The sequence below is a fragment of the Thiogranum longum genome, assembly GCF_004339085.1.
GTDB lineage: Bacteria > Pseudomonadota > Gammaproteobacteria > DSM-19610 > DSM-19610 > Thiogranum > Thiogranum longum.
On sequence record NZ_SMFX01000001.1, the window covers coordinates 2,229,725 to 2,251,245 of the forward strand.

The 21,521-nt window shown below is 54.4% G+C and carries 19 protein-coding genes; 6 read left to right on the plus strand and 13 right to left on the minus strand.

Translation table 11 applies throughout. The features are described from left to right. Positions 1–24: 24 nt before the first annotated feature. Positions 25–1,305 carry an HlyC/CorC family transporter gene (locus DFR30_RS10920; RefSeq protein ID WP_132973164.1) on the plus strand — a complete coding sequence of 427 codons (1,281 nt, stop codon included), beginning with the start codon at positions 25–27 and terminating at the stop codon, positions 1,303–1,305. A gap of 100 nt (positions 1,306–1,405) precedes the next feature. Beyond that, entirely contained in the window at positions 1,406–2,428 is a 1,023-nt protein-coding gene (locus tag DFR30_RS10925) for a PilZ domain-containing protein (RefSeq protein WP_132973166.1), read from the plus strand. Between the two features lies 1 nt (position 2,429). On the opposite strand, the gene radA is transcribed toward DFR30_RS10925, so the two are convergent. Next, positions 2,430–3,803 carry a DNA repair protein RadA gene (gene radA / locus DFR30_RS10930; protein WP_132973168.1) on the minus strand — a complete coding sequence of 458 codons (1,374 nt, stop codon included), beginning with the start codon at positions 3,801–3,803 and terminating at the stop codon, positions 2,430–2,432. 184 nt (positions 3,804–3,987) lie between these two features. On the opposite strand from radA, the gene DFR30_RS10935 reads away from it, so the two are divergent. Further along, positions 3,988–4,896 (plus strand): crotonase/enoyl-CoA hydratase family protein, encoded by a 909-nt coding sequence (locus DFR30_RS10935; protein WP_165869177.1) that lies wholly within the window; start codon positions 3,988–3,990, stop codon positions 4,894–4,896. Between the two features lie 4 nt (positions 4,897–4,900). On the opposite strand, the gene DFR30_RS10940 is transcribed toward DFR30_RS10935, so the two are convergent. Beyond that, complete coding sequence (locus DFR30_RS10940; protein ID WP_132973172.1) at positions 4,901–7,417, minus strand: ATP-binding protein; 2,517 nt, start codon at positions 7,415–7,417, stop codon at positions 4,901–4,903. 152 nt (positions 7,418–7,569) lie between these two features. Here DFR30_RS10940 and DFR30_RS10945 point away from each other — a divergent pair, with 152 nt between their 5' ends. Then, positions 7,570–7,812: an acyl carrier protein gene (locus tag DFR30_RS10945; RefSeq protein ID WP_165869178.1), complete on the plus strand. Its 243-nt coding sequence runs from the start codon at positions 7,570–7,572 to the stop codon at positions 7,810–7,812. A 2-nt stretch (positions 7,813–7,814) separates the two neighbouring features. Beyond that, positions 7,815–9,029: a beta-ketoacyl-[acyl-carrier-protein] synthase family protein gene (locus DFR30_RS10950; RefSeq protein ID WP_132973176.1), complete on the plus strand. Its 1,215-nt coding sequence runs from the start codon at positions 7,815–7,817 to the stop codon at positions 9,027–9,029. Between the two features lie 3 nt (positions 9,030–9,032). Here the strand turns inward: DFR30_RS10950 and DFR30_RS10955 are convergent, their stop codons facing one another. Next, on the minus strand, positions 9,033–10,112 hold the full coding sequence (locus DFR30_RS10955) for an SAM-dependent methyltransferase (RefSeq protein ID WP_132973178.1): 1,080 nt from the start codon (positions 10,110–10,112) through the stop codon (positions 9,033–9,035). Positions 10,113–10,362: 250 nt separating this feature from the next. Here DFR30_RS10955 and DFR30_RS10960 point away from each other — a divergent pair, with 250 nt between their 5' ends. Continuing rightward, positions 10,363–11,427: an HD-GYP domain-containing protein gene (locus DFR30_RS10960; protein ID WP_132973180.1), complete on the plus strand. Its 1,065-nt coding sequence runs from the start codon at positions 10,363–10,365 to the stop codon at positions 11,425–11,427. 109 nt (positions 11,428–11,536) lie between these two features. Here DFR30_RS10960 and alr read toward each other — a convergent pair whose 3' ends face one another. From alr to DFR30_RS11010, 10 genes are all read right to left on the minus strand, one after another. Beyond that, positions 11,537–12,622, minus strand: coding sequence for an alanine racemase (gene alr / locus DFR30_RS10965; protein ID WP_132973182.1), 1,086 nt, complete (start codon positions 12,620–12,622; stop codon positions 11,537–11,539). Beyond that, positions 12,619–14,022 (minus strand): replicative DNA helicase, encoded by a 1,404-nt coding sequence (gene dnaB / locus DFR30_RS10970; RefSeq protein WP_132973184.1) that lies wholly within the window; start codon positions 14,020–14,022, stop codon positions 12,619–12,621. Before dnaB ends, alr begins: the two co-directional genes overlap by 4 nt. Positions 14,023–14,302: 280 nt before the next feature. Further along, positions 14,303–14,749, minus strand: a complete 447-nt coding sequence (gene rplI, locus DFR30_RS10975; RefSeq protein ID WP_132973186.1) for a 50S ribosomal protein L9 — start codon at positions 14,747–14,749, stop codon at positions 14,303–14,305. A gap of 44 nt (positions 14,750–14,793) precedes the next feature. After that, positions 14,794–15,732 (minus strand): hypothetical protein, encoded by a 939-nt coding sequence (locus tag DFR30_RS10980; RefSeq protein ID WP_132973188.1) that lies wholly within the window; start codon positions 15,730–15,732, stop codon positions 14,794–14,796. A 36-nt stretch (positions 15,733–15,768) separates the two neighbouring features. After that, positions 15,769–15,999 carry a 30S ribosomal protein S18 gene (gene rpsR / locus DFR30_RS10985; RefSeq protein WP_132973192.1) on the minus strand — a complete coding sequence of 77 codons (231 nt, stop codon included), beginning with the start codon at positions 15,997–15,999 and terminating at the stop codon, positions 15,769–15,771. Between the two features lie 65 nt (positions 16,000–16,064). Beyond that, a complete protein-coding gene (gene rpsF / locus DFR30_RS10990; RefSeq protein WP_132973194.1) occupies positions 16,065–16,511 on the minus strand; it encodes a 30S ribosomal protein S6 in 447 nt (148 codons plus the stop codon). A gap of 167 nt (positions 16,512–16,678) precedes the next feature. After that, positions 16,679–18,745, minus strand: a complete 2,067-nt coding sequence (locus DFR30_RS14345) for a hypothetical protein (protein ID WP_165869179.1) — start codon at positions 18,743–18,745, stop codon at positions 16,679–16,681. A 319-nt stretch (positions 18,746–19,064) separates the two neighbouring features. Further along, a complete protein-coding gene (locus DFR30_RS11000; RefSeq protein ID WP_132973196.1) occupies positions 19,065–19,757 on the minus strand; it encodes a carboxypeptidase-like regulatory domain-containing protein in 693 nt (230 codons plus the stop codon). Between the two features lie 26 nt (positions 19,758–19,783). Beyond that, a complete protein-coding gene (locus tag DFR30_RS11005; RefSeq protein WP_132973198.1) occupies positions 19,784–20,602 on the minus strand; it encodes a phospholipase C/P1 nuclease family protein in 819 nt (272 codons plus the stop codon). A 235-nt stretch (positions 20,603–20,837) separates the two neighbouring features. Further along, complete coding sequence (locus tag DFR30_RS11010; protein WP_132973200.1) at positions 20,838–21,485, minus strand: transthyretin-like family protein; 648 nt, start codon at positions 21,483–21,485, stop codon at positions 20,838–20,840. Between the last annotated feature and the right edge of the window lie 36 nt (positions 21,486–21,521).

Sequence of the window (21,521 nt, forward strand, 5' to 3'; positions counted from 1 at the left end):
CTGCAGCAACAAGGTTCTGACTCCTTGGACGACATACCTCTTAGCGTCCTGTTCGGCATACTCGCGCTCCTGATCATACTATCGGCATTCTTTTCCGGTTCAGAAACCGGACTGATGACGCTGAACCGCTATCGACTGCGGCACCTGGTTCGCGCACGCCACCGCGGCGCCGTGCGTGCACAAAAACTGCTTGAACGTCCGGATCGCCTGATTGGACTTATCCTGCTCGGCAATAATTTCGTCAATATTCTTGCCTCTACACTGACGGCCGTTATTGCCTTTCGCATCGCCGGGGAAGCCGGACTGATGGCAGGTGCTGCACTGCTTACCCTTGTGATACTGATATTTTCCGAAGTAACGCCAAAAACCCTTGCCGCCCTGCACCCCGAGCGGGTCGCCTTCCCCGCCGCTTTTATCTATGGACCACTGCTGACCGTGCTCTACCCGTTTGTATGGGTAGTCAACATCTTTGCGAATTCGATATTGCGCATGATGGGCATCCGTCCCGAACAGGATGCAACGCATACCCTCAGCCAGGAAGAATTGCGTACCGTGGTACTGGAAGCCGGCGCCATGATTCCGAAGCGCCACCAGGACATGCTGCTTAATATTATCGACCTGGAGAAAGTCACCGTTGAGGACATCATGGTGCCGCGCAAGGAAATCACCGGTATCGACCTTGAAGAGGAATGGAGCACCATCATGCGCCAGATCATCTCCAGCCAGTACACGCGCCTGCCGGTGTACCGGGGCAGTATCGACCACGTTGTCGGCTTTATCCACTTGCGCAAGATCCTTCCCCTGCTGAAACTTGATGAACTCGACAAGGAAGCACTGGAAAAATCAATCCGCGAACCACTGTTTATCCCGGAAAACACACCCCTGAATCGACAGTTACTGAATTTTCAGCGTGAACGACGGCGCGTCGGGCTTGTAGTCGACGAATACGGTGACATACAGGGACTCGTTACTCTGGAAGATATACTTGAAGAAGTCGTCGGTGAATTCACGACTGACCCCTCCACCCGCAGCAAGGACATCATGCCGCAAGAAGACGGCAGTTACCTGGTTACCGGCACAGCAACGATTCGGGAGCTCAACCGGGCACTGAATATAGAACTGCCAACTGACGGCCCGAAAACACTGAATGGGCTTGTGCTGGAATACCTCGAAGCTATTCCCGAGCCAGGTACCAGCCTGTTACTGTCAGGCTACCCGATCGATATTGTCCAGACCCAGGGGAATCTGGTAAAAACTTTACGCATCCACCCGACAAAACGCCAGCCAGTTACGGAGCAGGCCTGAGCGAAGACCATGACTTTTCGCGCGTTCCTGCATCAGATTCAGGCCAGCTTGCCGATGTCTATAGCGGGAAGCATCTGGTTAAACTGCCAGGGGGTAAAATATGGCCAGACTGACATTGTCATTCAAGGGTCAGAAACTGAAGATCTTTATACTGGATGAAACTGAAACGGTTATAGGCCGTGACAGTAACTGCGCGATTTTCATCGACAGCCTTGCCATCGATCCACAACACGCCATCGTCCGGCAACAGGCAGACGCCTGCACCATCGAACCTGTAGCGGACGAGGCCGCCGTGTTTGTCAACGACACTCAGATCGAAGCCGCGCATGAACTCAGCGCGGGTGACGCTATTCAGGTTGGCAAACACACCCTGACATTTTCCAGGGAGCCGGTTGCGGCCAGCGAGTCAGAACCTGCCCCCGCCCCCGAACAGACTCGACCTTTTTCTGATGGGCATAACTGGCTGCAAATCCAGAGCGGTGCGCACCTTGGTCGCACAATTCGACTCGACAAGGCCTTTACCCGTATCGGAAGCGCAGACAGTAACCTTGCTATTATTGCCTGTCGCAACAATGGCCACTACCTCTCTCATTTAAACGGTGAACAACGCCCGACCGTCAACGATCAGGAGATCGATGAAACTGCACGCAAACTCTGCAGTGGAGATCGCATCTGTGTTGGAGAATTACAGGTGCAGTTTTTCTCGGATCCTGACCGGACCTCGCAGGAGGACGGCAACGTGAACAGCAAAGACCATCACGCCGACCAGCGAAAGTTCAGCCGTATCCCTTTCGATGTCTGTATCAGCCTGCACAGGGAAGACAAAAGCTGGGAAAGCACATTGGCGGATATTTCACTGCACGGCGCACTGATACATACCCCCGAAGACTTCAATGCAGCGGAAGATATACAGTACCAGCTCAATATACACCTGGAAGGCGGACCGGATATCATCATGGATGTTCATGTTGCCCACCAGGAATCAGGAACGATCGGGCTACGCTGTGATGATATCGACCTTGACAGTATCACCCACCTGCGTCGGCTGATCGAACTGAACCTTGGCGACATGGCGCTGCTGGAGCGGGAACTGTCAGCGCTGGCACCAGCCGAACCGGCCTGAGTTACAGGTCGGAAAACCAGTCCATCACTTCCGAATAGCGCGATACCGCACAGATATCCAGACCCTCGATGTCTGACTTCGGTGCATTGGCCGCAGGGACAAGCGCACGCCTGAACCCAAGCTTTACCGCCTCGTGTAAACGTTGCTGGCCGTTCGGTACCGGCCTTATCTCGCCGGCCAGCCCGACCTCTCCGAACACGACAAGATCATTTGGCAAGGTGCGGTCCCGGAAACTCGACAGAACAGCCAGCAGTACAGAAAGATCAGCCGCAGTTTCCGTGACGCGTACACCACCAACCACATTGACGTAGACATCCTGATCACTCATCACCACTCCGCCGTGACGGTGCTGGACGGCCAGCAGCATCGCCAGCCGGTTCTGCTCCAGTCCGAGCGTCACCCGCCGCGGGTTGGATAACTGACTGTCATCCACCAGCGCCTGCACCTCGACCAGCATTGGCCTCGTCCCCTCCATGGTTACCAGGATAACGCTGCCGGCCACCGGCTGATCGTGTCGTGACAGGAAAATCGAGGAAGGATTTCGAACCTCCTTGAGACCCTTGTCAGTCATGGCAAACACACCCAGCTCGTTGACAGCGCCGAAGCGGTTTTTGATCGCGCGTATAACCCGGTAGCGGCCACCGGGGTCACCCTCGAAATACAGCACCGTATCAACCATGTGCTCCAGTACACGCGGGCCGGCCAGCGTGCCTTCCTTGGTCACGTGACCGACCAGGAACAGGGCCGTGCCGGTCTGCTTGGCAAATCGCACCAGCTGGGCAGCGCTCTCGCGCACCTGCCCAACCGAGCCGGGCGCAGATTGCAGCAGTTCGGTATGAAGTGTCTGTATCGAGTCGATCACCATGACCCTGGGGGTTTCAATACGCGCATGTTCTATAATCCGCTCGACGGATGTCTCCGCCAGCAGGCGCATGTCCTGCGCACCGGCATCGAGCCGGCATGCACGCAGGGAAACCTGCTCGGGCGACTCCTCACCCGTCACATAGAGTGACTTCAGCTCACCGGAAATCGACGCCAGCGCCTGCAATAACAACGTGGACTTGCCGATACCGGGGTCACCACCAATGAGTACGACCGAACCACTGACGAGCCCACCGCCCAGTACGCGATCCAGCTCGTGAACACCCACCGAGATACGCGATTCCTGCCCTGGCTCAACCGAGCCGAGACTCTGGATTTGTGCACCGGCCTGTCCGGTATAACTGGTAAATCGTGATTTGGCAGTATCACCCGATACAACGGCAAGCGCCTCGCTCATACAATTCCAGGCGCCACAATCCGTACACTGGCCCGCCCATTTCGGGGCCAGTGCGCCACATTCACTGCATTGATACTCGAGTTTTGGTTTTGCCATGGCGTTGCTGCGCCCAGCCATTCAGGAAGACTGAAGTGTACCTTCAGGCACCCCCGCCTGACTACCGGCACAATCCTATGTACACGATCCAATTTAGGGTTGTACAACATCGGGGGTTTCTGGCACCCTCTGTGGGCAAGATATGGCCGGAGTCATTCTGGCTGGACACGGGAGAAGGCAGAACGTGGAAAACAGCAATGATGATATTCTTCAACGCAGACTTCGACACCTCAAAGTAACCAGTGATCCGGCACGAAATGCCGTCTGGGTGGAATTCAGATTCAGTGGCCGGCCATGCTTTACATCGGCACTACTGAATGACCTGGCGACTGCACAGCACTCTATTCGCAAGACAGCCCAGCAACAGCATCAGTCCGGCATAAACAACCGCCTCCTGTTCCAGGTACTGGCTTCGTCAGATACACGCGCATTCAACCTGGGCGGCGACCTTACTCACTTCATTGAACTTATCGAGACACATGACCGGGATGGCCTGCTGACCTATGCAAAAAAATGCATCGACATCCAGTTTGCCTCGGTAACCCACTACGACATCCCGTTTACCACCATCGCACTGATACAGGGTGAAGCCCTGGGTGGAGGATTTGAAGCCGCACTTTCAAATAATGTCATCATCGCTGAGGAATCGGCCCGTTTCGGATTCCCCGAGTTAAGCTTCGGTATGTTTCCAGGCATGGGTGCCATTTCCCTGCTGACACGTAAGATTACACCCTCGATGGCTCGTCGACTGATCATGGACAGACGGGTACACACGGCTGAAGAACTTTATGAGATGGGCGTTATCGATGTACTGGCCGCTGACGGGGAGGGCCGCGAAGCGGTTGCCAACTATATGCAGCGCCACAATGACATTGCACCCGGACTGCACGGCTTCCAGGCGGCTGTCGACCGGGCCATGCCCGTCAGTTATGACGAACTGTATGACATCGTGGAGCACTGGGTAGACACGGCACTGCAACTCAGCGAAAAAAATCGCAGGCTCATGGCCTATTTTGCCCGCGCACAAAGCCGGCAACAGCGGTCCCAGCATCCTCCGCTGGTCATCGACCGCAGGCAGCCCTCGTCGACGTAACAGATCAGCCCGTCTTGCGCGGACTGTTTACCCGTTTCCGCAAGGCTTCCAGCGCGCCGTCTGTCGCGCGCCGTAAAACCACCAGCTGATCAATACCGTTTTCAAGGAAGTCCTGCTCCGTCATGTTCTGTGCCTGTGCACTCAACCAGGCCAGTTGCTGCAAGCCCAGATACATTGCCGCCCCCTTCAGGGCATGTGCGCTGTCACGGAATACAATCAGATCCTGACTGGCTACAGCAGACTCAAGTGCACGCAGATCCCGACTGGCATCACTTTCGAAGTTGGTGATGATGTCACGCATAAACTGGTCATCTCCACCACCCAGCAATTCCAGCTTCTCGAATTCATCAACATCAATAACCGGCAAGTCACCGACATCAATGCCTTGTTCTTCTTCAGGCTCTTCATTCAGGTGCCCCAGACGTTCATCCTGCATGACCTCGTACAGGACTTCCTGCAGCCGGGACAGGGAAACCGGCTTTGTCAGAAAATGCTGTATACCGGCAGAGGTGCAGGCATCGCGCGACTCCTGAGTGGCATCTGCAGTCAGAATGACGAACGGCACTGCAGAGGAAGACTCGCCATGCGCCATGGAATAGGCAGAGAATACGTCCAGACCACCCATATCAGGCATGTTCTTGTCGACAATGACCACGTCATAATCCGACTCTTCCAACGACATTAGCACAGCCTCACCACCATCTACCGCCACACACTGATGCCCCAACTGTTCAAGCATACGATAAAGCACGATACGGTTTGTGGCGTTGTCGTCACCGATCAGCACCCTGAGACGCTGACCGTTATCCTCGAAAGCGTGTTGTCTTGATGCAATATGAATAACGTCATCCTCTGTGCTGTGACGCGAATAACAGGCATGCAATACATTGAACAGCGCGCGCCTTTCCAGTGGGCGGGTCAAGACAAAGAAGTGGTCGTGTGCAGAATGTGATATTTCCGGCGGATACTGATCACCACCGAGCAATACAACCGGCAGAACTCCAGAAACTGCATCTCCCGAATATTCCCCAAGCAATGCATCCAGCTCCTGGCTGTACGCGACACCGTCAACAACCAGGGCATCAAAAGCCTTTCCTGCTTCCTGCATCTCGTCAATCTGGCGCCTGCAGTCCTGTACACTGTAAACGACTGTGGAAGGCATCTTCCAACCGTTCAGATTATCCAGTAGCTCAGCGTCACCGTACGCATCCTGCCGCAAACAGATGACCTTGCAATCATGTGTCCACGCGCTGCTGTCATCCAGTTCCGGCAAATCAACAACCCTGAAAGGCAGGTCGAACCAGAATGTTGTGCCGACTTCCGGCGTACTCTGCACACCGATTTCCCCGCCCATCAAACTTACCAGATGCTTGCAGATTGTAGTCCCGAGACCGGTACCGCCATGCTTCCGGGATACACTGTTATCAGCCTGTGCAAATGGCTCGAAAATCATCGCCAGACTACCCCCCGCAATACCTGTGCCTGTGTCTGTCACTTCGAAGCGCAAGACCACAGTTCCGTCCCGCTCCTCACGCGGGTGTACCCGCAGCGATACAAACCCCTTTTCGGTGAATTTCATTGCATTACCGATAAGATTAATAATGATCTGGCGAAGCTTGTGCGGGTCGCCATGTAGCATAAACGGTGTATCGGGATTTATGGTTTCCTGCAGGCCAATATTTTTCTCTGCTGCCTGAGCCTCGAATATACGAAGCGTCGTGTTGATGAGTGCAAACAGGTCAAAATCGACTTTCTCCAGGTTGAGTTGCCCTGATTCAATCTTCGAAAGATCCAGTATGTCGTCAATCTGGTGGGCAAGTGTCTTGCCGGATGCGTAGATGGTCTCGACATACTCGCGATCCTGGGACTCAAGCTGGTGAGTACGTAACAACTCCGTCATGCCGAGAATACCGTTCAACGGTGTACGGATTTCGTGCGACATGCGTGACAGAAAGTCGCTTTTGGCACGATTGGCCTTGTCGGCCTGCTGTTTTGCCTCGTTGAGACGGCGGATCAGTAATGCTGAATAGGCGGGAATAACAAGTAGTGTTGCCGCGAGCCCCAGGCCAAGCGCCCTATGCCCTTCCCAGTATGGAGTAACAAGCATCACCGTTCCAAAACCCACCAGGGATGTAGCCGCCGACAAGTAAATGTACTTCTCACCATACCGGAAGCCATTCCCCAATATGACCCACAAGTACACACCGTACCAGGGCGCACCGGTTGGTCCGGTCAAATAGAGACCATAGCTCAACGCAGAAATATCGATGATAATGCTCGCGACACGCCGGCTAACCCACGGAGCAGGCCATATCAACGTCGAAATAAAGAACAATACGGAAAATGACAGAAAACTGCCGATAAAAACCAGGCTGGCGCGCAACAGATCCTGTGCGACCTCTGTGTCAGGCCAGTCGAATGCAAGATAGATCAGGAAGGTGAGCGAAATACCAATACGAAGCAATCCCTGTTCCTGGTCAGAGGTGCCTTTCCACCCGATAACAGACAGCAATGCAGGCATCCCTGTTGTGGATTCTTCCGTACCCCTGCTTGACCGGGTTCTGGCAAACACGCAGACACTCACTCCATCGAGAAAAAGATTACCGTGGGCGCTATAGCGGCAGCTGGGCAAAAATGCTTTAATCGGTACAAATGCATGAGGAACTGGTAGTTATGGTTGAATCAGTCGTAGTAGAAGTAATTACCCGGGAGCGGCAATGCAAACCGGAAGACGTCAACATGGATACACGCCTGAGCGACCTGGGCATCGACTCTCTACAGGCGATCACCATCCTTTACGAACTCGAAGAACGTTTCGAAATAGAAATCCCGAATGAACTGATGGAAAACCTTGAGACGGTCAAGGATATTGTTTCCAGTATCAACAAAATCCGGCAACCGGATACAAATTCCTAGGTATGCAGCAACGTGTAGCCATCACCGGTCTTGGCGCCATATCCGGCCCGGGTACTACGACAAAACAATTCTGGCAAGCACTGGTCAGCGGCACCTCGTCCATTGCCCCGCTGGGTTCGCTGGCGGAAGGCTCCAGGATCAGTATTGGTGCCATCGTCAACAATTATGCCCCGGAAACTTACTTCCCGCCGGACAAACTTCCCCTGCTTGATCGTTTCTCCCAGTTTGCGGTCATCGCGGCCACAGAAGCGCTGGCAGACGCCGGGCTCGAGCCACACAGTAACGCCACACGTCACGCGGCAGCCATAATCGGTACGGGTTGCGGGGGAAAACAGACTGATGAGGAGACCTACCTCCAGCTCTACAAAAAAGGACAGCCCCGGGCTCATCCGATGACGATCCCCAAAGGTATGCCCAGTGCAGCCGCCTGCCAGGTCAGCATGAATCTCGGGATCGGTGGCCCGGTCTTTTCAGTAGCGAGTGCCTGTGCTTCAGGTGCACATGCCATTATACAGGCATCACTGATGATTCAGGCCGGGATCGTGGATGTTGCAGTTGCAGGCGGGACTGATACCCCTTTTACCTATGGTCTGCTGAAATCGTGGGAGGCACTGAGGGTCGTTTCAAGCGACACGTGCAGGCCTTTCTCTGCGAATCGTTCCGGTATGGTGCTTGGAGAAGGCGCTGGTATGCTTGTGCTTGAATCGGAAAGCCATGCCCGCAAAAGAAATGCGCGCATCTACGCCGAACTGGCGGGTTTTGGTATGACCTCTGACGCAGCGCATATAACACGGCCTGATGTGAACGGTATCATTTCGGCTATGCAAAAGGCCCTGGAAAGTACGGAGACTTCTGCTGAATCAGTCGCCTATGTCAACGCCCACGGTACGGGTACAGCTGCCAACGATAAAACCGAAACCGAAGCCCTGCACAAGACCTTTGGTGCCCATGCCCACTCTCTTGCTGTTTCATCAACCAAGTCAATGCATGGCCATGCGCTGGGCGCATCCAGCGCACTGGAACTGGTTGCAACCACACTTGCCATTCATCACCAGGTAGCCCCGCCCACTGCCAACTTCACCGAGGCGGACGAAGACTGTGACCTGGACTACATCCCGAACAAGGCCCGCCCCATGCAGATCAATACAGCATTATCGAATGCCTTTGCCTTCGGTGGTCTCAATGCTGTGACGGTTCTGAAGAAACCGGACTTCTGAGGCTCAGCCTTTCAGCCTGAACAAATAGTGACTGTTCCCGTAGAAACAGCCATCCACAGGCGCGAACATCGCCTTGCACAGTGAAAAATAGTTGTTCCAGTGCGCGATCTGCTCGTGATCAAACGTTGAACGGTACAGAGATGGCAGGCTGCCCCAGTAACGGTGGTGCCATTCATCCAGCGTTCTCCAGTAATTCAGCCCATTGACAAACCAGCTGTCACACACCTCAAAGTGGTCGGTATGACTGGAAAATTCCGCATGTGGCCAGACTCGTCCACCGGGAAAATAAAGTCCTATCCGCGTTTTATCGGGGTTCAGAAACTGCGGTATTGCGGCCTGGGACGTAATAAAGTGGTGGAAGGTTCTACCACCGGGCAACAATAATGATGCGATTTTTTCCAGCACGGCCTGCATATTAATCACTTGCTCAAAAACGGCTACCGAAATTACAAGGTCATAACTGCGCCCCCCCAGGGCCTGCAGATCAAGCTGGTCAAAAGCACCCTCGATCAGGGTCAGCCGGTCGCTGCACAGGGGGTCAGCGGGATCCTGCATACGCCCCCTGATATGCGCCAACTGAACCTTGCTTGGTGTAATACTGACAATTTCTATTGCCGGGAAATGCTTCAGCAGGTAGGTTTCCAGTGAGCCGAAACCGCAACCAATATTGAAAACCCTTTCATCACCGCGGATTCCCGCACGCGCTGCAATCAGGGCAAATTTGGCTTCCTGTGCCTGTTCGAGTGTCGCCGCCGAATCCCTGACCTCCTCCGCCGACTCACCATAATAAGCCATGGAGTAGGCCCTGTACTGCGTATCCAGAAAACCGGAGAAGAAGTCCTGTTGTTCATCATAGTGCTGCTCCATCAGGGCTTCGGTCTCTTCCATGATGGGACCTTCATCTGTCGCAACACCATAGTCACGTGGAACACGACCTGAATCCCTGTAACGCGCGTATTCCCGCTCAAAGAACCGCGTCAGCCTGCTTTCGTAGAGCTGCATTTCCTCGCTGGCAGGCCCGAAAATACCCGCCTGACGAAGACGCTCTTCAATATCTTCAATATCTGTTTCCGCTTCGATCACCACGATTCCCCATGAATATTCAATGCCGGGTACAGCTTTCGCGTAGATGATAGCATTATCGAAAATCCCTTTAACACAGCTGTTTTTTTGCCGCCCTTCGGGATGACCGTGATGCAGCGCACATACAAGCGTACTATGATCATCTATACCTTAACCCTGACGAACAGATGCCGATAACCTCACCACAACAAATGCGTCAATAAGCAGTCACAATAAACCGACAGACTCGAGAGAAAAGACAACCTGTATCATGGCCACCGTACTTGTTATCGACGATCAGGCGACCAGCCGCCAGATCCTTGCCCAGATCGTCCGCTCGATTGACGAACTCCTGGAGATCAAATCCTTTGACAGCGCACAACCGGCGCTGGACTGGCTGCGTGACAGGCAAGCCGACCTGATTTTGACGGATTACAAGATGCCCGGCATGAACGGTATCGAGTTCCTGGAGCAGGCGCGTATACTGGAACAGCTCCGGAACGTGCCCATTGTCATGATCACCTCGCACGAAGAGACCGAAATCCGCTACCGCGCACTGGAACTGGGTGCCACGGATTTCATCAACAAGCCCATCGACCATGCCGAGTGCCGCGCCCGCTTTCGCAACCTGTTGCAGATGCAACGCCAGCGTCTGATTATCGAGGATCGCGCCAACTGGCTGGAGGAGCAGGTCAGGGCCGCCACCCACGCCATTCGGGTACGCGAACATGAAACCCTGCTTCGGCTCGCCAAGGCCGGTGAATACCGGGATGAAGAAACCGGTAACCATGTTATCCGAATGGCGCGTTTTGCCCGGGTGATTGCGGAGACTCTGGGTGTCGATGAAATGGAATGCGAAACCATCGAGCTTTCCGCACCGATGCACGACATCGGTAAAATCGGTATTCCGGACCAGATCCTCCTGAAACCGGGCAAGCTCACGACAGAAGAGTTCGAAACCATCAAGCAACACACGATTATCGGCTACGAGATCCTCAGGGACAGCCCTTCCCGGTACCTGAAAATGGGCGCCGAAATCGCCCTCGGCCACCACGAAAAATATGACGGCAGTGGTTATCCACAAGGCCTTGTCGGTGAGGCCATCCCGCTACCGGCACGTATCGTCGCCGTTGCCGATGTTTTCGATGCACTGTCTTCACAACGTTGTTACAAACCGGCCTGGCGTGATCAGGATATTATGAGCCTGATGGTGGAAGAGAGCGGGAAACATTTTGACCCGCAATGTATTGACGCGTTCCTCGGCCAGATAGATCGCATCCGGGACATACGTGCCTCGCTGTCCGACGACGATAACAGGAAGCAGGAAGTGACCTGAACAGGTCCGAACCTTTCAGAATCCACGTCATTGCGAGCGAAGCGCGGCAATCTCCCGCAACCTGGCACCAGGCCCTACAAGATTGCCGCGCTTCGCTCGCAATGACGAATTAGTCAGAGACTCCGTCAGTTCTACGAGGCACCCTGGGTGTGACCCCGCACAACAAGGCATAGCTGATCGTACCCGCGGCCCCGGCCACGGATTCCACCGGCAGCCCTTCACCCCACAACACAACCGGGTCCCCCGCACGGGCCTGTGGCTGGGTGCGCAGATCGACACACAGCATATCCATTGAAACACGCCCGATCAGTTCCGCCACTTCGCCATTGACCAGCACCGGGGTGCCGGACGGCGCATGGCGCGGGTAACCGTCACCGTAACCGGCCGCCACCACACCTACCGGCATATCTTCCGGGCAGACCCAGGCCTGGCCGTAGCCGACCGCATCACCCTTCCGGCAATGATGTACGGCGATCAACTCGGAACCCAGCGTCATCACCGGGCGTAATTCAACCGGACAGGCATGCCCTGCGGCCATTGGCGAAGCACCGTACAGCATAATACCCGGTCGCACCCATTCCACATGGCTGGACGGGCGCGTCAGTAATGCGGCTGAATTTGCCAGTGAACGCGGCGCTTCGCGTTGCATACATAATTGGCGAAAGGTACTTTCCTGATGGTCATTGGCAGTATGTTCCGGCTCATCAGCACAGGCAAAGTGAGACATCCATTGCAGCGTCTCCACCTGCGGCATGGCCTCGAGGCGATCCCAGGCCGCAAGCGCGTCACCCGGTGCAAATCCAAGGCGGTTCATACCGGTATCGACCTTGAGCCAGACCGACAAGCGGGCAGAAACATCCAGTGTTTCCAGCCACTCCAGTTGCAGTGCCTGGTGCACGACAAGTTCAAAATGGTGCTGCATAACCGCCGTCAGCTCAGTAGCGGAAAACACACCCTCCAGCAGCAGGACCGGCTTTTCGATACCCGCGTTACGCAGCTGCAACCCCTCATCGAGGCTGGCCACTGCAAAGGCATCAGCATCCTGCAACGCAGTGGCGACTGCCAGCATACCGTGCCCGTAGCCGTCTGCCTTGACGACTGCCATAACACGGCTGTCCGGTGCTGCGCGGCGCGCCTGGGAAAGATTAAACGTCAGGGCAGAAAGGTCAATATGCGCCCGGACGGGACGCGTCATCCGGCGTAGCCCTCGTCGGAATAGGACTGGATGGCAGTGAAGTTTTCGAAGCGTGTATGCTGGCCAAGGAAGGTCAGACGACGTATGCCAATGGGGCCATTACGCTGCTTGCCGATAATAATCTCGGCCGTTCCTTTATCCGGGCTGTCATCGTCATAGACCTCGTCGCGATAAATGAACATGATCACGTCGGCGTCCTGCTCGATAGCGCCCGATTCACGCAAGTCTGACATGACCGGGCGTTTGTTGGGACGTTGTTCAAGACTACGGTTCAACTGTGAAAGGGCAATGACCGGTACTTCCAGTTCCTTTGCCAGCGCTTTCAGTGAACGGGAGATCTCGGAGATTTCCCCGGTACGGTTTTCCTTGTTGCCCGGCACCTGCATGAGCTGCAGATAATCGATCACGATCAGACCAAGATTGTGTTCGCGCTTTAAGCGCCGCGCACGGGCACGCAACTCGGTGGGCGACAGGGCCGGTGTGTCGTCGATAAACAGCGGAGCCTTGGAAAGGATGCTGACCGCCGAAGTCAGCCGTGGCCAGTCGTCATCGTCCAGTTTACCGGTACGTACCTTGGTCTGGTCGATACGACCAAGCGAAGACATCAGGCGCATGGCCAACTGCTCGCCCGGCATTTCCATACTGAACACGGCAACCGGTACGTTGTCCCTGATGGCAGCATGTTCAGCAATGTTCATGGCAAATGTTGTCTTGCCCATGGAGGGACGCCCGGCGACAATCACCAGATCGGACGACTGCAGTCCGGCCGTCATTTCATCGACCTCGTTAAACCCGGTAGACACGCCGGTCAGCGGGTTATCCTGGTGAAAAAGGGTATCAATACGGTCGACCGCTCGCGTCAACAAATCCTTGATATTGTGAAACCCGGAGCCACGGGTCGTGCCCTGGTCGGTAATGCGGAAGACCAGTTTTTCGGCATTATCAAGTAATGAAGGTGTATCACGCCCCTCGGTAAAATAGGCGCTGTTGGCGATCTCGGTGCCCACATCGGCCAGCTGCCGCAACACTGAATTATCGCGCACGATATTCGCATAGGCGCGAATATTGGCTGCACTCGGCGTATCTTTTGCCAGCGTACCCAGGTAAGCCAGCCCGCCCACATCATCCAGCTGGCTGTTAGCTTCCAGCCATTCGGAAAGGGTGATGACATCACAGGGATCACCACGTTCGATCAGGGCACCAATAGCCGAAAAGATGAGCCGGTGTTCGCGCCGGTAAAAATCTGCGTCGGTCAGGATATCCGCAATCTGGTCCCAGGCACGGTTGTCCAGCAACAGGCCGCCCAGCAAAGACTGTTCAGCCTGCACGGAATGCGGCGGCACCTTCTGGCGGTCAGCACTGAATTCGACCGTAGTCGAGGATGAAACGGGTTCCGGCATCTGCCCTCCGAGGCAGCCTGGGTCAGGATGACGTCAGGCAGTTAAACAATATCATATTCATTCGTCATGCCGGCAAAGGCCGGCATCCATCAGGGTAAACGACATGGATTCCGGCCTGCGCCGGAATGACTGAACAGGTGCAGTCTAAAGCGATAAACACACGCGCTCAAGCACGCAATTTGCGGGCCGCGGCAGTGGCGGAACATGGAGAAAAACGGGATGCCAGACAAAACAACGCCTTGCCACGGGAACGTGGCAAGGCGTTGCGGGGAACAGACTTTTACTCGGCTTCAATCACCAGCGTAATTCCGGCATCAACATCACTGTGCAAATGTAACTGCACGGGATACTCACCGATATTACGGAAAGCGCCTTCCGGCAGACGCACTTCGCTACGCTCGATCTCAACGCCTGCAGCAGCAATGGCCTCGGCGATATCGATAGCGCCGATCGAACCGAACAGCTTGCCTTCTTCACCGGCCTTGGCAGCAATGGTGATGGTCATATCCACCAGCTTTTCACGACGGGCCTCGGCTATTGCCAATGTGTCAGAAGCGGCCTTCTCCAGTTCGGCGCGACGTTCTTCGAAGGCCTTGATGTGTTCTTCAGTGGCCGGTGTCGCCTTGCCACTCGGGATCAGGAAATTACGCCCGTAGCCCGGCTTGACGTTGACCCGGTCACCCAGGTTACCCAGATTTTCAACTTTTTCCAGCAGAATGACTTCCATCGTTCGACCCTACCCTATGCACACAGCTTTTGTTTTCGAAAAATTCAGTTTTGACCCGGTGCGCCCTTGTCGGTGCGGCGGCGCGGATCCAGCCAGGGATCCAGTATGCCTACGGCGACAAGTAACTGCGGCGCTAACAGGGCCACGATATATACAATAACCAGCCAGACAAACCCGGCTTTCAGGTTGCTCAGCGTTGCATGTGCAACCGCCAACCCGACAAACATGAACGGCACCATAACCACCAGCGCCCACTGCAGGGACAACACACTCGCTATCCCCAGATCCAGCGAAGCCAGTGCAAAAATCGCAATGCCCGCCAGCGACAGGCTGCGGTTGAAGCGCAGGGCATAAAACTCGGCCCGCACCGCACCCGGTCTTTCCAGTACGACTGCCTGCCACCAGCGCCCCAGTGTCAGGCACAGCAGGGCATTCATCACCAACCCTGCCGAAATCGATCCGGCCAGCACCGGTGCAACCCGCTCAGCCAGTGCAGACAACTCTTCGAGCTGATCACGCAGTTCAGGCTGTACGGCAATAGCAGCGTCCAGCTGCCTGCTGACATACTCAGGCCACCACTGCACCGGGTCACCGACGACAACATAGATCAATACCACGCCCAGCATGCCAAGCAGCGAGAGTGCCAGCATGGCCATGGCCAGTGAGCGTGTTTCCCGCAGTACTACACTGGCCAGCCACAGCGGTGCCCACAGCAGCAGCAGAATGACCACCACACCGATCAGCACCTGCTGCCCGGCCATCAGGCTGGCCAGCAACGCCACAATGCCCGATGCGGCCAGTAACACAATTGCGCCAGACCGCGCACCCCGCTGCAGGCTGTTCAGCGCCAGCGCCGCCGCCGCAACATAACCCAGTACCGATGTCACCGGCGGCAGCAAAAAACTCAATATGGTACAGATCGCAACGACCAGTACCGCCTGATGCGGGCCTGCAACGACCAGCCTGCCAAGTGAACGCATCATCACGTTCTGGTGCAGACGGCCCCAGGCCTCATGCGATTAACCCTTATGGGAATCGCAATACGGCAGCAGCGCCAGAAAACGTGCGCGCTTGATGGCCGTGGCCAGCTGACGCTGGTACCTGGCCTTGGTGCCGGTAATACGGCTCGGCACGATCTTGCCGGTTTCAGACACATAGTTCTTCAGTGTCTGAAGATCCTTGTAATCAATTTCCTTTACACCATCTGCGGTAAAACGGCAGAACTTGCGACGACGAAAAAAACGGGACATATGCTTGACCTCTGGTTAGCCGTTACTCAGAACGACTGGTTTCCCAATACAGTATGAAAGGCGCTTCAGTCAGCGCTGCCGGGAGCTTCTTCAGCATCGGCTTCCGGTGCTGCCTCGACGGCTGGCGCTGCAGTTTCAGGCGCATCGCTGTCCGGTACGGCTGCAACCGGTCGCGGCCGCTCTTCACGATCATCGGCACGCTTGACCAGTAACGATGGATCAGTCTCAGCCTCCTTGCGCACGATGATCAGGTTGCGCAGCACGGCATCGTTGAAACGGAAAGCGCTTTCCAGCTCTTTCAACTCTTCGGTGCCACACTCGACGTTCATCAGCACGTAGTGGGCCTTGGCCAGTTTCTGGATGGGATAGGCAAGCTGACGGCGACCCCAGTCTTCCAGGCGGTGGATCTTGCCGCCGCCGGATTCGATGGTCGAGCGGTAACGTTCGATCATCGCGGGCACCTGCTCGCTCTGGTCCGGGTGGACCAGGAACACAATTTCATAATGACGCATGTAAAGCTCCTTACGGATTATCAGCCTTCCGCCTTATGCGGAAAACAAGGAGAACGCGCTAAGCGCGCGAAAGCGGAGGCATTCTACGTGACGGGCCGGTAGCCCGCAAGTTGGCGGTGTGAATCACCCGGACCGCCCCCAGAAAACCACATTCCCTGTACAGAAATTCAAGGCGCAGCCGGGTTAAAAATATCCATATCCAGCGGCAAGGGGTTTACGGCAAAAGGCGCGCCGGCCATCGGGGAAAAATCCGTACTCTGGGTCGTATCGGCACTTATGGTATAAAACGCGTAAAGATTATGCCAGTTGGTGCCACGGTAGGGTTGACCCAGAGCGTTTAGCGGGCTGGGGTTGAAGCTCCCGTCTGTCGCACGCTGCGCCGTGCGGGCAAGCCAGCTCTTCACCCGATTGACAACCAGCCCGGATGTCATTTCTCCACGGATCGTCAGAATAAACGGGCTGGTATCGGTCAGAATGGCAAGCCGAATAAAATTACCGACCGGCAAAGCACTCAGACCAGAGAGGGTCTCGTTCGAGGTTTCACTGAACCCTACCTGCAGACCACCCACGGTAAAACTGTCAACAGCCACATCATCAACCGGCGTAATCACGCTGTTTTCGATCTTGAAATCACTACTGTTCACAATGGAAATGTAGGTCGGCTCAAAAAGATCAACCGTTTCAACCACAACGGCGTCGTCTTCCGTGCCAAGCTTTCCACGGTAGACCACCTGCAGGAACAGATCCGTGGCCTGGAGAGGAATCGGGTTCTTGCTGAAATCGAAAACAAAATCGACCCGCTGTGTCCGGCTGAGGCTTTGGTTGCCAAGCGGTTCAGATACCACGATCTCTTCCACCGCAGCGGGATTAGGGGTGGTGCTACAGCCGTTAATGGTACTGCCGCTGGTGTCGACCTCACCCGACAAATCCGGCTGGTAACAGGGGTTGCGGCGAAACTTTGCGACCGCAAACAAGGTGCCGTTTGTCATCTCCTGTGGATACACGCCCGTCCCGTCATTGATGTCCGCCGTGGCATTACGCAGCTGAAGCTTTACCGTCGAAAAACCGTCATTCGCCTGGTTGGTCGCGGCATGGTCCAGCAATGCATAGATTCCTGCAGGGGACGGCCTGACCTCAAGACGGCCACGGAAGAAATAATTCAGGAACCCGGCGGAATAGGCGACCCCGCGCGGCACCAGCAGGTCCGCTATGGCGTCATAGATACGGCTGTCCAGCAAATAACCGTGTGTCTCGGCCGCCGGTACATCTTCATTGACCAGCTCGGCGCGCAGCAGGCCCTCAACCACCAGCGGAATACGGGTTGCCGTATTCGTCAGTGTGTCATCGACATCACCTTCCAGGTAGCGGCTCTCGGCGAAATCGTTGGGGTTAGGCTTCTCCAGGGATTCGGCATAAAAACTGTTATTCGGATCATTGGGCGGGTTCTGGTAATTGTTCAGCGTGTTGCTGAACGACCTGGGCAGGGAACGCACGGTAAAGAACCCCCGGTTGCTGTAATCCGCCAGGCCTCGCCCTGCCGTGACATCGCCGCCCGGCTGAGTGCTGAAGAAATCCGGGTAGCGGTTAAAGCTTGGGATCGGGTAACCGTTGTATACCAAGCCGTCGAGTTGGGTACCGCTGCTGGTAGCGCTATCTTGTAAGGAACTGCCCAACAAGCGATCATTCACCCTGAACTCGTAAACGCTTTCGCGACCTGTCACCGCGGCCTCAATAAACTCGAAACAGGCCCCGCTGTGCTGGTCATTCCGCGTATGCTGCGGCTGCGCCATATCCTCGATCAGGTGCATGACATCACCCAGTGCCCGGAAAGTGGTTGCCCAATATGCCTTGCGGAAGGCCTCGGCTTCGGCCGCATTATTGGGTGCACTGCCGGTATTACCTGGACCGATATTTTCCTTCGGGTCGGTCAGTCGCTGCCCCGTCAACGCCCGGAACATCGCTTCTCGTGCATCCCGAACGGTGAAGTGGTTGCGTCGGCCACTGTTATCCGGTGGCGGTGTTGCAAAGGCATCATTGCTGCCGAGCGCCCAGTTCACAGCAGTTTCACCAAGTGAATTTACAACCGTCAGTTCCCGATTATTTACAGGGTCATAAAAGTGGTTGAATACTCGCGTAACATTATTTCCATAGGGGTCATCCTGGGGGTTATCCGCTTTTATAAGACAGGGGAAAGGCAGCGGTACAGTGTCGTCTTCACGAATGGCGCCACTCATCAACCAGCCCTGTATTTTTAGGCGTTCAGATTGACCGACGCCTAATTCATTCTCAAATATACTAAATTGAAAATTTCCTTCATTTATCGCTCGCTTTCCAACCTTTACTCCGGCAACATCGAAATAATCTTCACCAAACGGATTACTGTCATTTGTATCTGTAATGCCCAGTCGAGTGATGGATTCATTAACATTGAGGCTCGAAGCAGCAAACGCCTCGTATGTCATGAGACCATGTGTTTCGATTTCGTACGCAGTTGCACAGTTAGAAACAAGCGCAAAAACAACTGGCAGCCAAGGTATTAATTTGATATCCATTTCACTCTTCCGGTACTTTGTATCTGCACCCTGTCCTTATTGATGTTGTACTTGAGCATTCAGGGAGTTCATATTCTGACTCGCTCGCGCGCTTGAGCGCGCGCTGGGTCGCCAATTTACTACCAAACTCATAGACCTCAACGTTGTACAAAAAACCAATCAGGTGATATTTATCTTCAGCAGTTATCGCTACTTTTTTGGCTTCTTCACACAATGCAAGGTCTTTAATGTAAATATTACGTTTACTCTCAACATCCTTGATATAGCAAGATGTCAGTCTCTTATAATCATTTAGTGTTGCTATCCGCTCACTCGAAGACCCTTCAAACTTTTTCAGGTACTGAATACCCTCAACGCCCCCCACATAGTTAAAGCCTGCCTTGTATGGCACCAGCTCTATGTGTTGCCGATCAAAATAGGGAGAATATAAATCCTTGTTGAACCATGAAGGTATGCGGTAAACACCATTCTCGTCAGTTTTCACTGTCTCTGCGTGGAAACACATTCTCCGACTGTATCCGCCAACACCCTTCCACAATGCAACCACAAGCGCATCCCCAACCGGTTGCCCGGTGTCCTTGTCCAGCACCCGGCCCTCTATCGCCGGCCAGTGGCTTCTCGGAATACCACTACATGCCAATAATTGCCCAAGCAGCAGCACAATACATGCCCACAAAAAATTCCTCTTAGCCATAAAACCACCTGTCATTTTTTATAGGTTCAGCAAGATGCCAACCCGTCATTGATATCCGCCATGGCATCATAGATACGGCTGTCCAGTAAATAACCGTGTGTCTCCACAGCCGGTACGTCCTCGCAGCGGTTAAAGCTCGGGATCGGGTAACCGTTGTATACCAGGCCGTCCAGTTGACTCTTACTGGCGTTAGCGCTGTTGTATTCGATACCGCTCAAGGTGCGAGCTTTCATTCGATCCTCATAAACACTTTTGTGTCCTGTCACCACATCCTGCACAAAAGGAAAGCAAAGCCCACTGTGCTGGTCATTCCGCGTATGCTGCGGCTGCGCCATATCCTCGATCAGGTGCATGACATCGCCCAGTGCCCGGAAGGTGGTCGCCCAATAGGCCTTGCGGAAAGCTTCAGCTTCGGTTGCATTATTGGGTGTGCTGCCCGTATCACCCGGGCCTATCGCTTTCACAGGATCAGTAAGACGCTGTCCCGTCAAAGCCCGGAACATTGCTTCCCGTGCATCCCGCACGGTGAAGTGGTTGCGTCGGCCACTGTTATCCGGTGGCGGTGTAGCGAAAGCATCGCTACTGCCGAGCGCCCAGTTGACGGCGGTTTCTCGCGGGTCTACGCCGATCGTCAGCTCACGATTATTTACGGGGTCAAAGAAATGATTGATTGGGCGATCTATGTTGCCGTAGGGGTCATCCTGGGGGTTATCTGCCTCAAGTCCACAAGGAAAGATTTTGGGCGTGAAATCATCTTCGCGGATGGCGCCACGCATTAGCCAGCCGAGTATTTTAAATTGTGCTTGCTGGGAGAGTCCTAAATTCTGCCTTAGAATTCTTCTCATATACACGCTTTTATCCGCAGGCCTTTTTCTTACTGTCGTACCTGCGACATCAAAATAGTCTTCGCCAAACGGACTTTCCATATTGGGATCTATACCAAGTCGGGTTATAGACTCATAGCTATCAAAATCCGAATTTTCGAAGGCCTTAAACGTCATGAGACCATGCGTGTCAACTTCATACGCGAGAACAAAGCATGGATAGAATAGAAGAAAGACCCATAGACAACTGAATAGTCTATTTGTCATTTTCCTGCTCCAGTCGCTTAAGCTCACGCACCCTTTGAGATTCCCGCTTATAGGACTCCTCCGGACCAAGCTCATACATCTCTACCATCATTAAAAAATACAGCACCTCCATTTTATCCTCCATGGTCACTGCCACCTCATCCGCTTCCTCATACAAGGCGCGATCAATAACATTAAGGGCCTTCTCACTCTCGTCATCATCTATAATGCAGGACACTAACCTGGAGTAATTACGTAAATCTGCTATCCGCTCACTCGAATTTCCTTCAAACTTTTTCAGATATTGCGTAGGCTGATCAGGCTCTCCCCAGTAGCTGTAGCCATCCTTATACGCAATCAAATCTACTCGCGGCTCCTGCAGGCTGAGACGATAACCCTTATTAAACCATTCAGGGATCCGGTACGTTCCCTGTTCGTCAGTTTTTGCTGTTTCCACATGAAAACACATTTCCCGTCCGTAACCGCCATACCCTCTCCATAGCGCAATCACGAGTGCATCTTCTATCGGTCGCCCTGTATCCTGATCCAGCACCTGGCCCTCTATCGCTGACCAGTGTCGCTTCGCAAAAACACTGCATGCCGATAATTGCGCAAACAACAGCACAATACATATCCACAAAAAATTCCTCTTAGCCATAAAACCACCTGTCATTGATATCCAATGTCATCATGA

What these genes read in the sequence shown, in the direction of transcription:
- rpsR (WP_132973192.1), bottom strand. Translation starts at nt 15,999, where the DNA reads ATGTCCCGTTTTTTTCGTCGTCGCAAGTTCTGCCGTTTTACCGCAGAT.
- dnaB (WP_132973184.1), bottom strand. Translation starts at nt 14,022, where the DNA reads ATGCCGGAACCCGTTTCATCCTCGACTACGGTCGAATTCAGTGCTGAC.
- DFR30_RS10945 (WP_165869178.1), top strand. Translation starts at nt 7,570, where the DNA reads ATGGTTGAATCAGTCGTAGTAGAAGTAATTACCCGGGAGCGGCAATGC.
- DFR30_RS11010 (WP_132973200.1), bottom strand. Translation starts at nt 21,485, where the DNA reads ATGGCTAAGAGGAATTTTTTGTGGATATGTATTGTGCTGTTGTTTGCG.
- rplI (WP_132973186.1), bottom strand. Translation starts at nt 14,749, where the DNA reads ATGGAAGTCATTCTGCTGGAAAAAGTTGAAAATCTGGGTAACCTGGGT.
- DFR30_RS11005 (WP_132973198.1), bottom strand. Translation starts at nt 20,602, where the DNA reads ATGAGAAGAATTCTAAGGCAGAATTTAGGACTCTCCCAGCAAGCACAA.
- DFR30_RS10940 (WP_132973172.1), bottom strand. Translation starts at nt 7,417, where the DNA reads ATGCCTGCATTGCTGTCTGTTATCGGGTGGAAAGGCACCTCTGACCAG.
- alr (WP_132973182.1), bottom strand. Translation starts at nt 12,622, where the DNA reads ATGACGCGTCCCGTCCGGGCGCATATTGACCTTTCTGCCCTGACGTTT.
- radA (WP_132973168.1), bottom strand. Translation starts at nt 3,803, where the DNA reads ATGGCAAAACCAAAACTCGAGTATCAATGCAGTGAATGTGGCGCACTG.
- DFR30_RS10950 (WP_132973176.1), top strand. Translation starts at nt 7,815, where the DNA reads ATGCAGCAACGTGTAGCCATCACCGGTCTTGGCGCCATATCCGGCCCG.
- DFR30_RS10960 (WP_132973180.1), top strand. Translation starts at nt 10,363, where the DNA reads ATGGCCACCGTACTTGTTATCGACGATCAGGCGACCAGCCGCCAGATC.
- rpsF (WP_132973194.1), bottom strand. Translation starts at nt 16,511, where the DNA reads ATGCGTCATTATGAAATTGTGTTCCTGGTCCACCCGGACCAGAGCGAG.
- DFR30_RS10980 (WP_132973188.1), bottom strand. Translation starts at nt 15,732, where the DNA reads ATGATGCGTTCACTTGGCAGGCTGGTCGTTGCAGGCCCGCATCAGGCG.
- DFR30_RS11000 (WP_132973196.1), bottom strand. Translation starts at nt 19,757, where the DNA reads ATGGCTAAGAGGAATTTTTTGTGGGCATGTATTGTGCTGCTGCTTGGG.
- DFR30_RS14345 (WP_165869179.1), bottom strand. Translation starts at nt 18,745, where the DNA reads ATGAGTGGCGCCATTCGTGAAGACGACACTGTACCGCTGCCTTTCCCC.
- DFR30_RS10925 (WP_132973166.1), top strand. Translation starts at nt 1,406, where the DNA reads ATGGCCAGACTGACATTGTCATTCAAGGGTCAGAAACTGAAGATCTTT.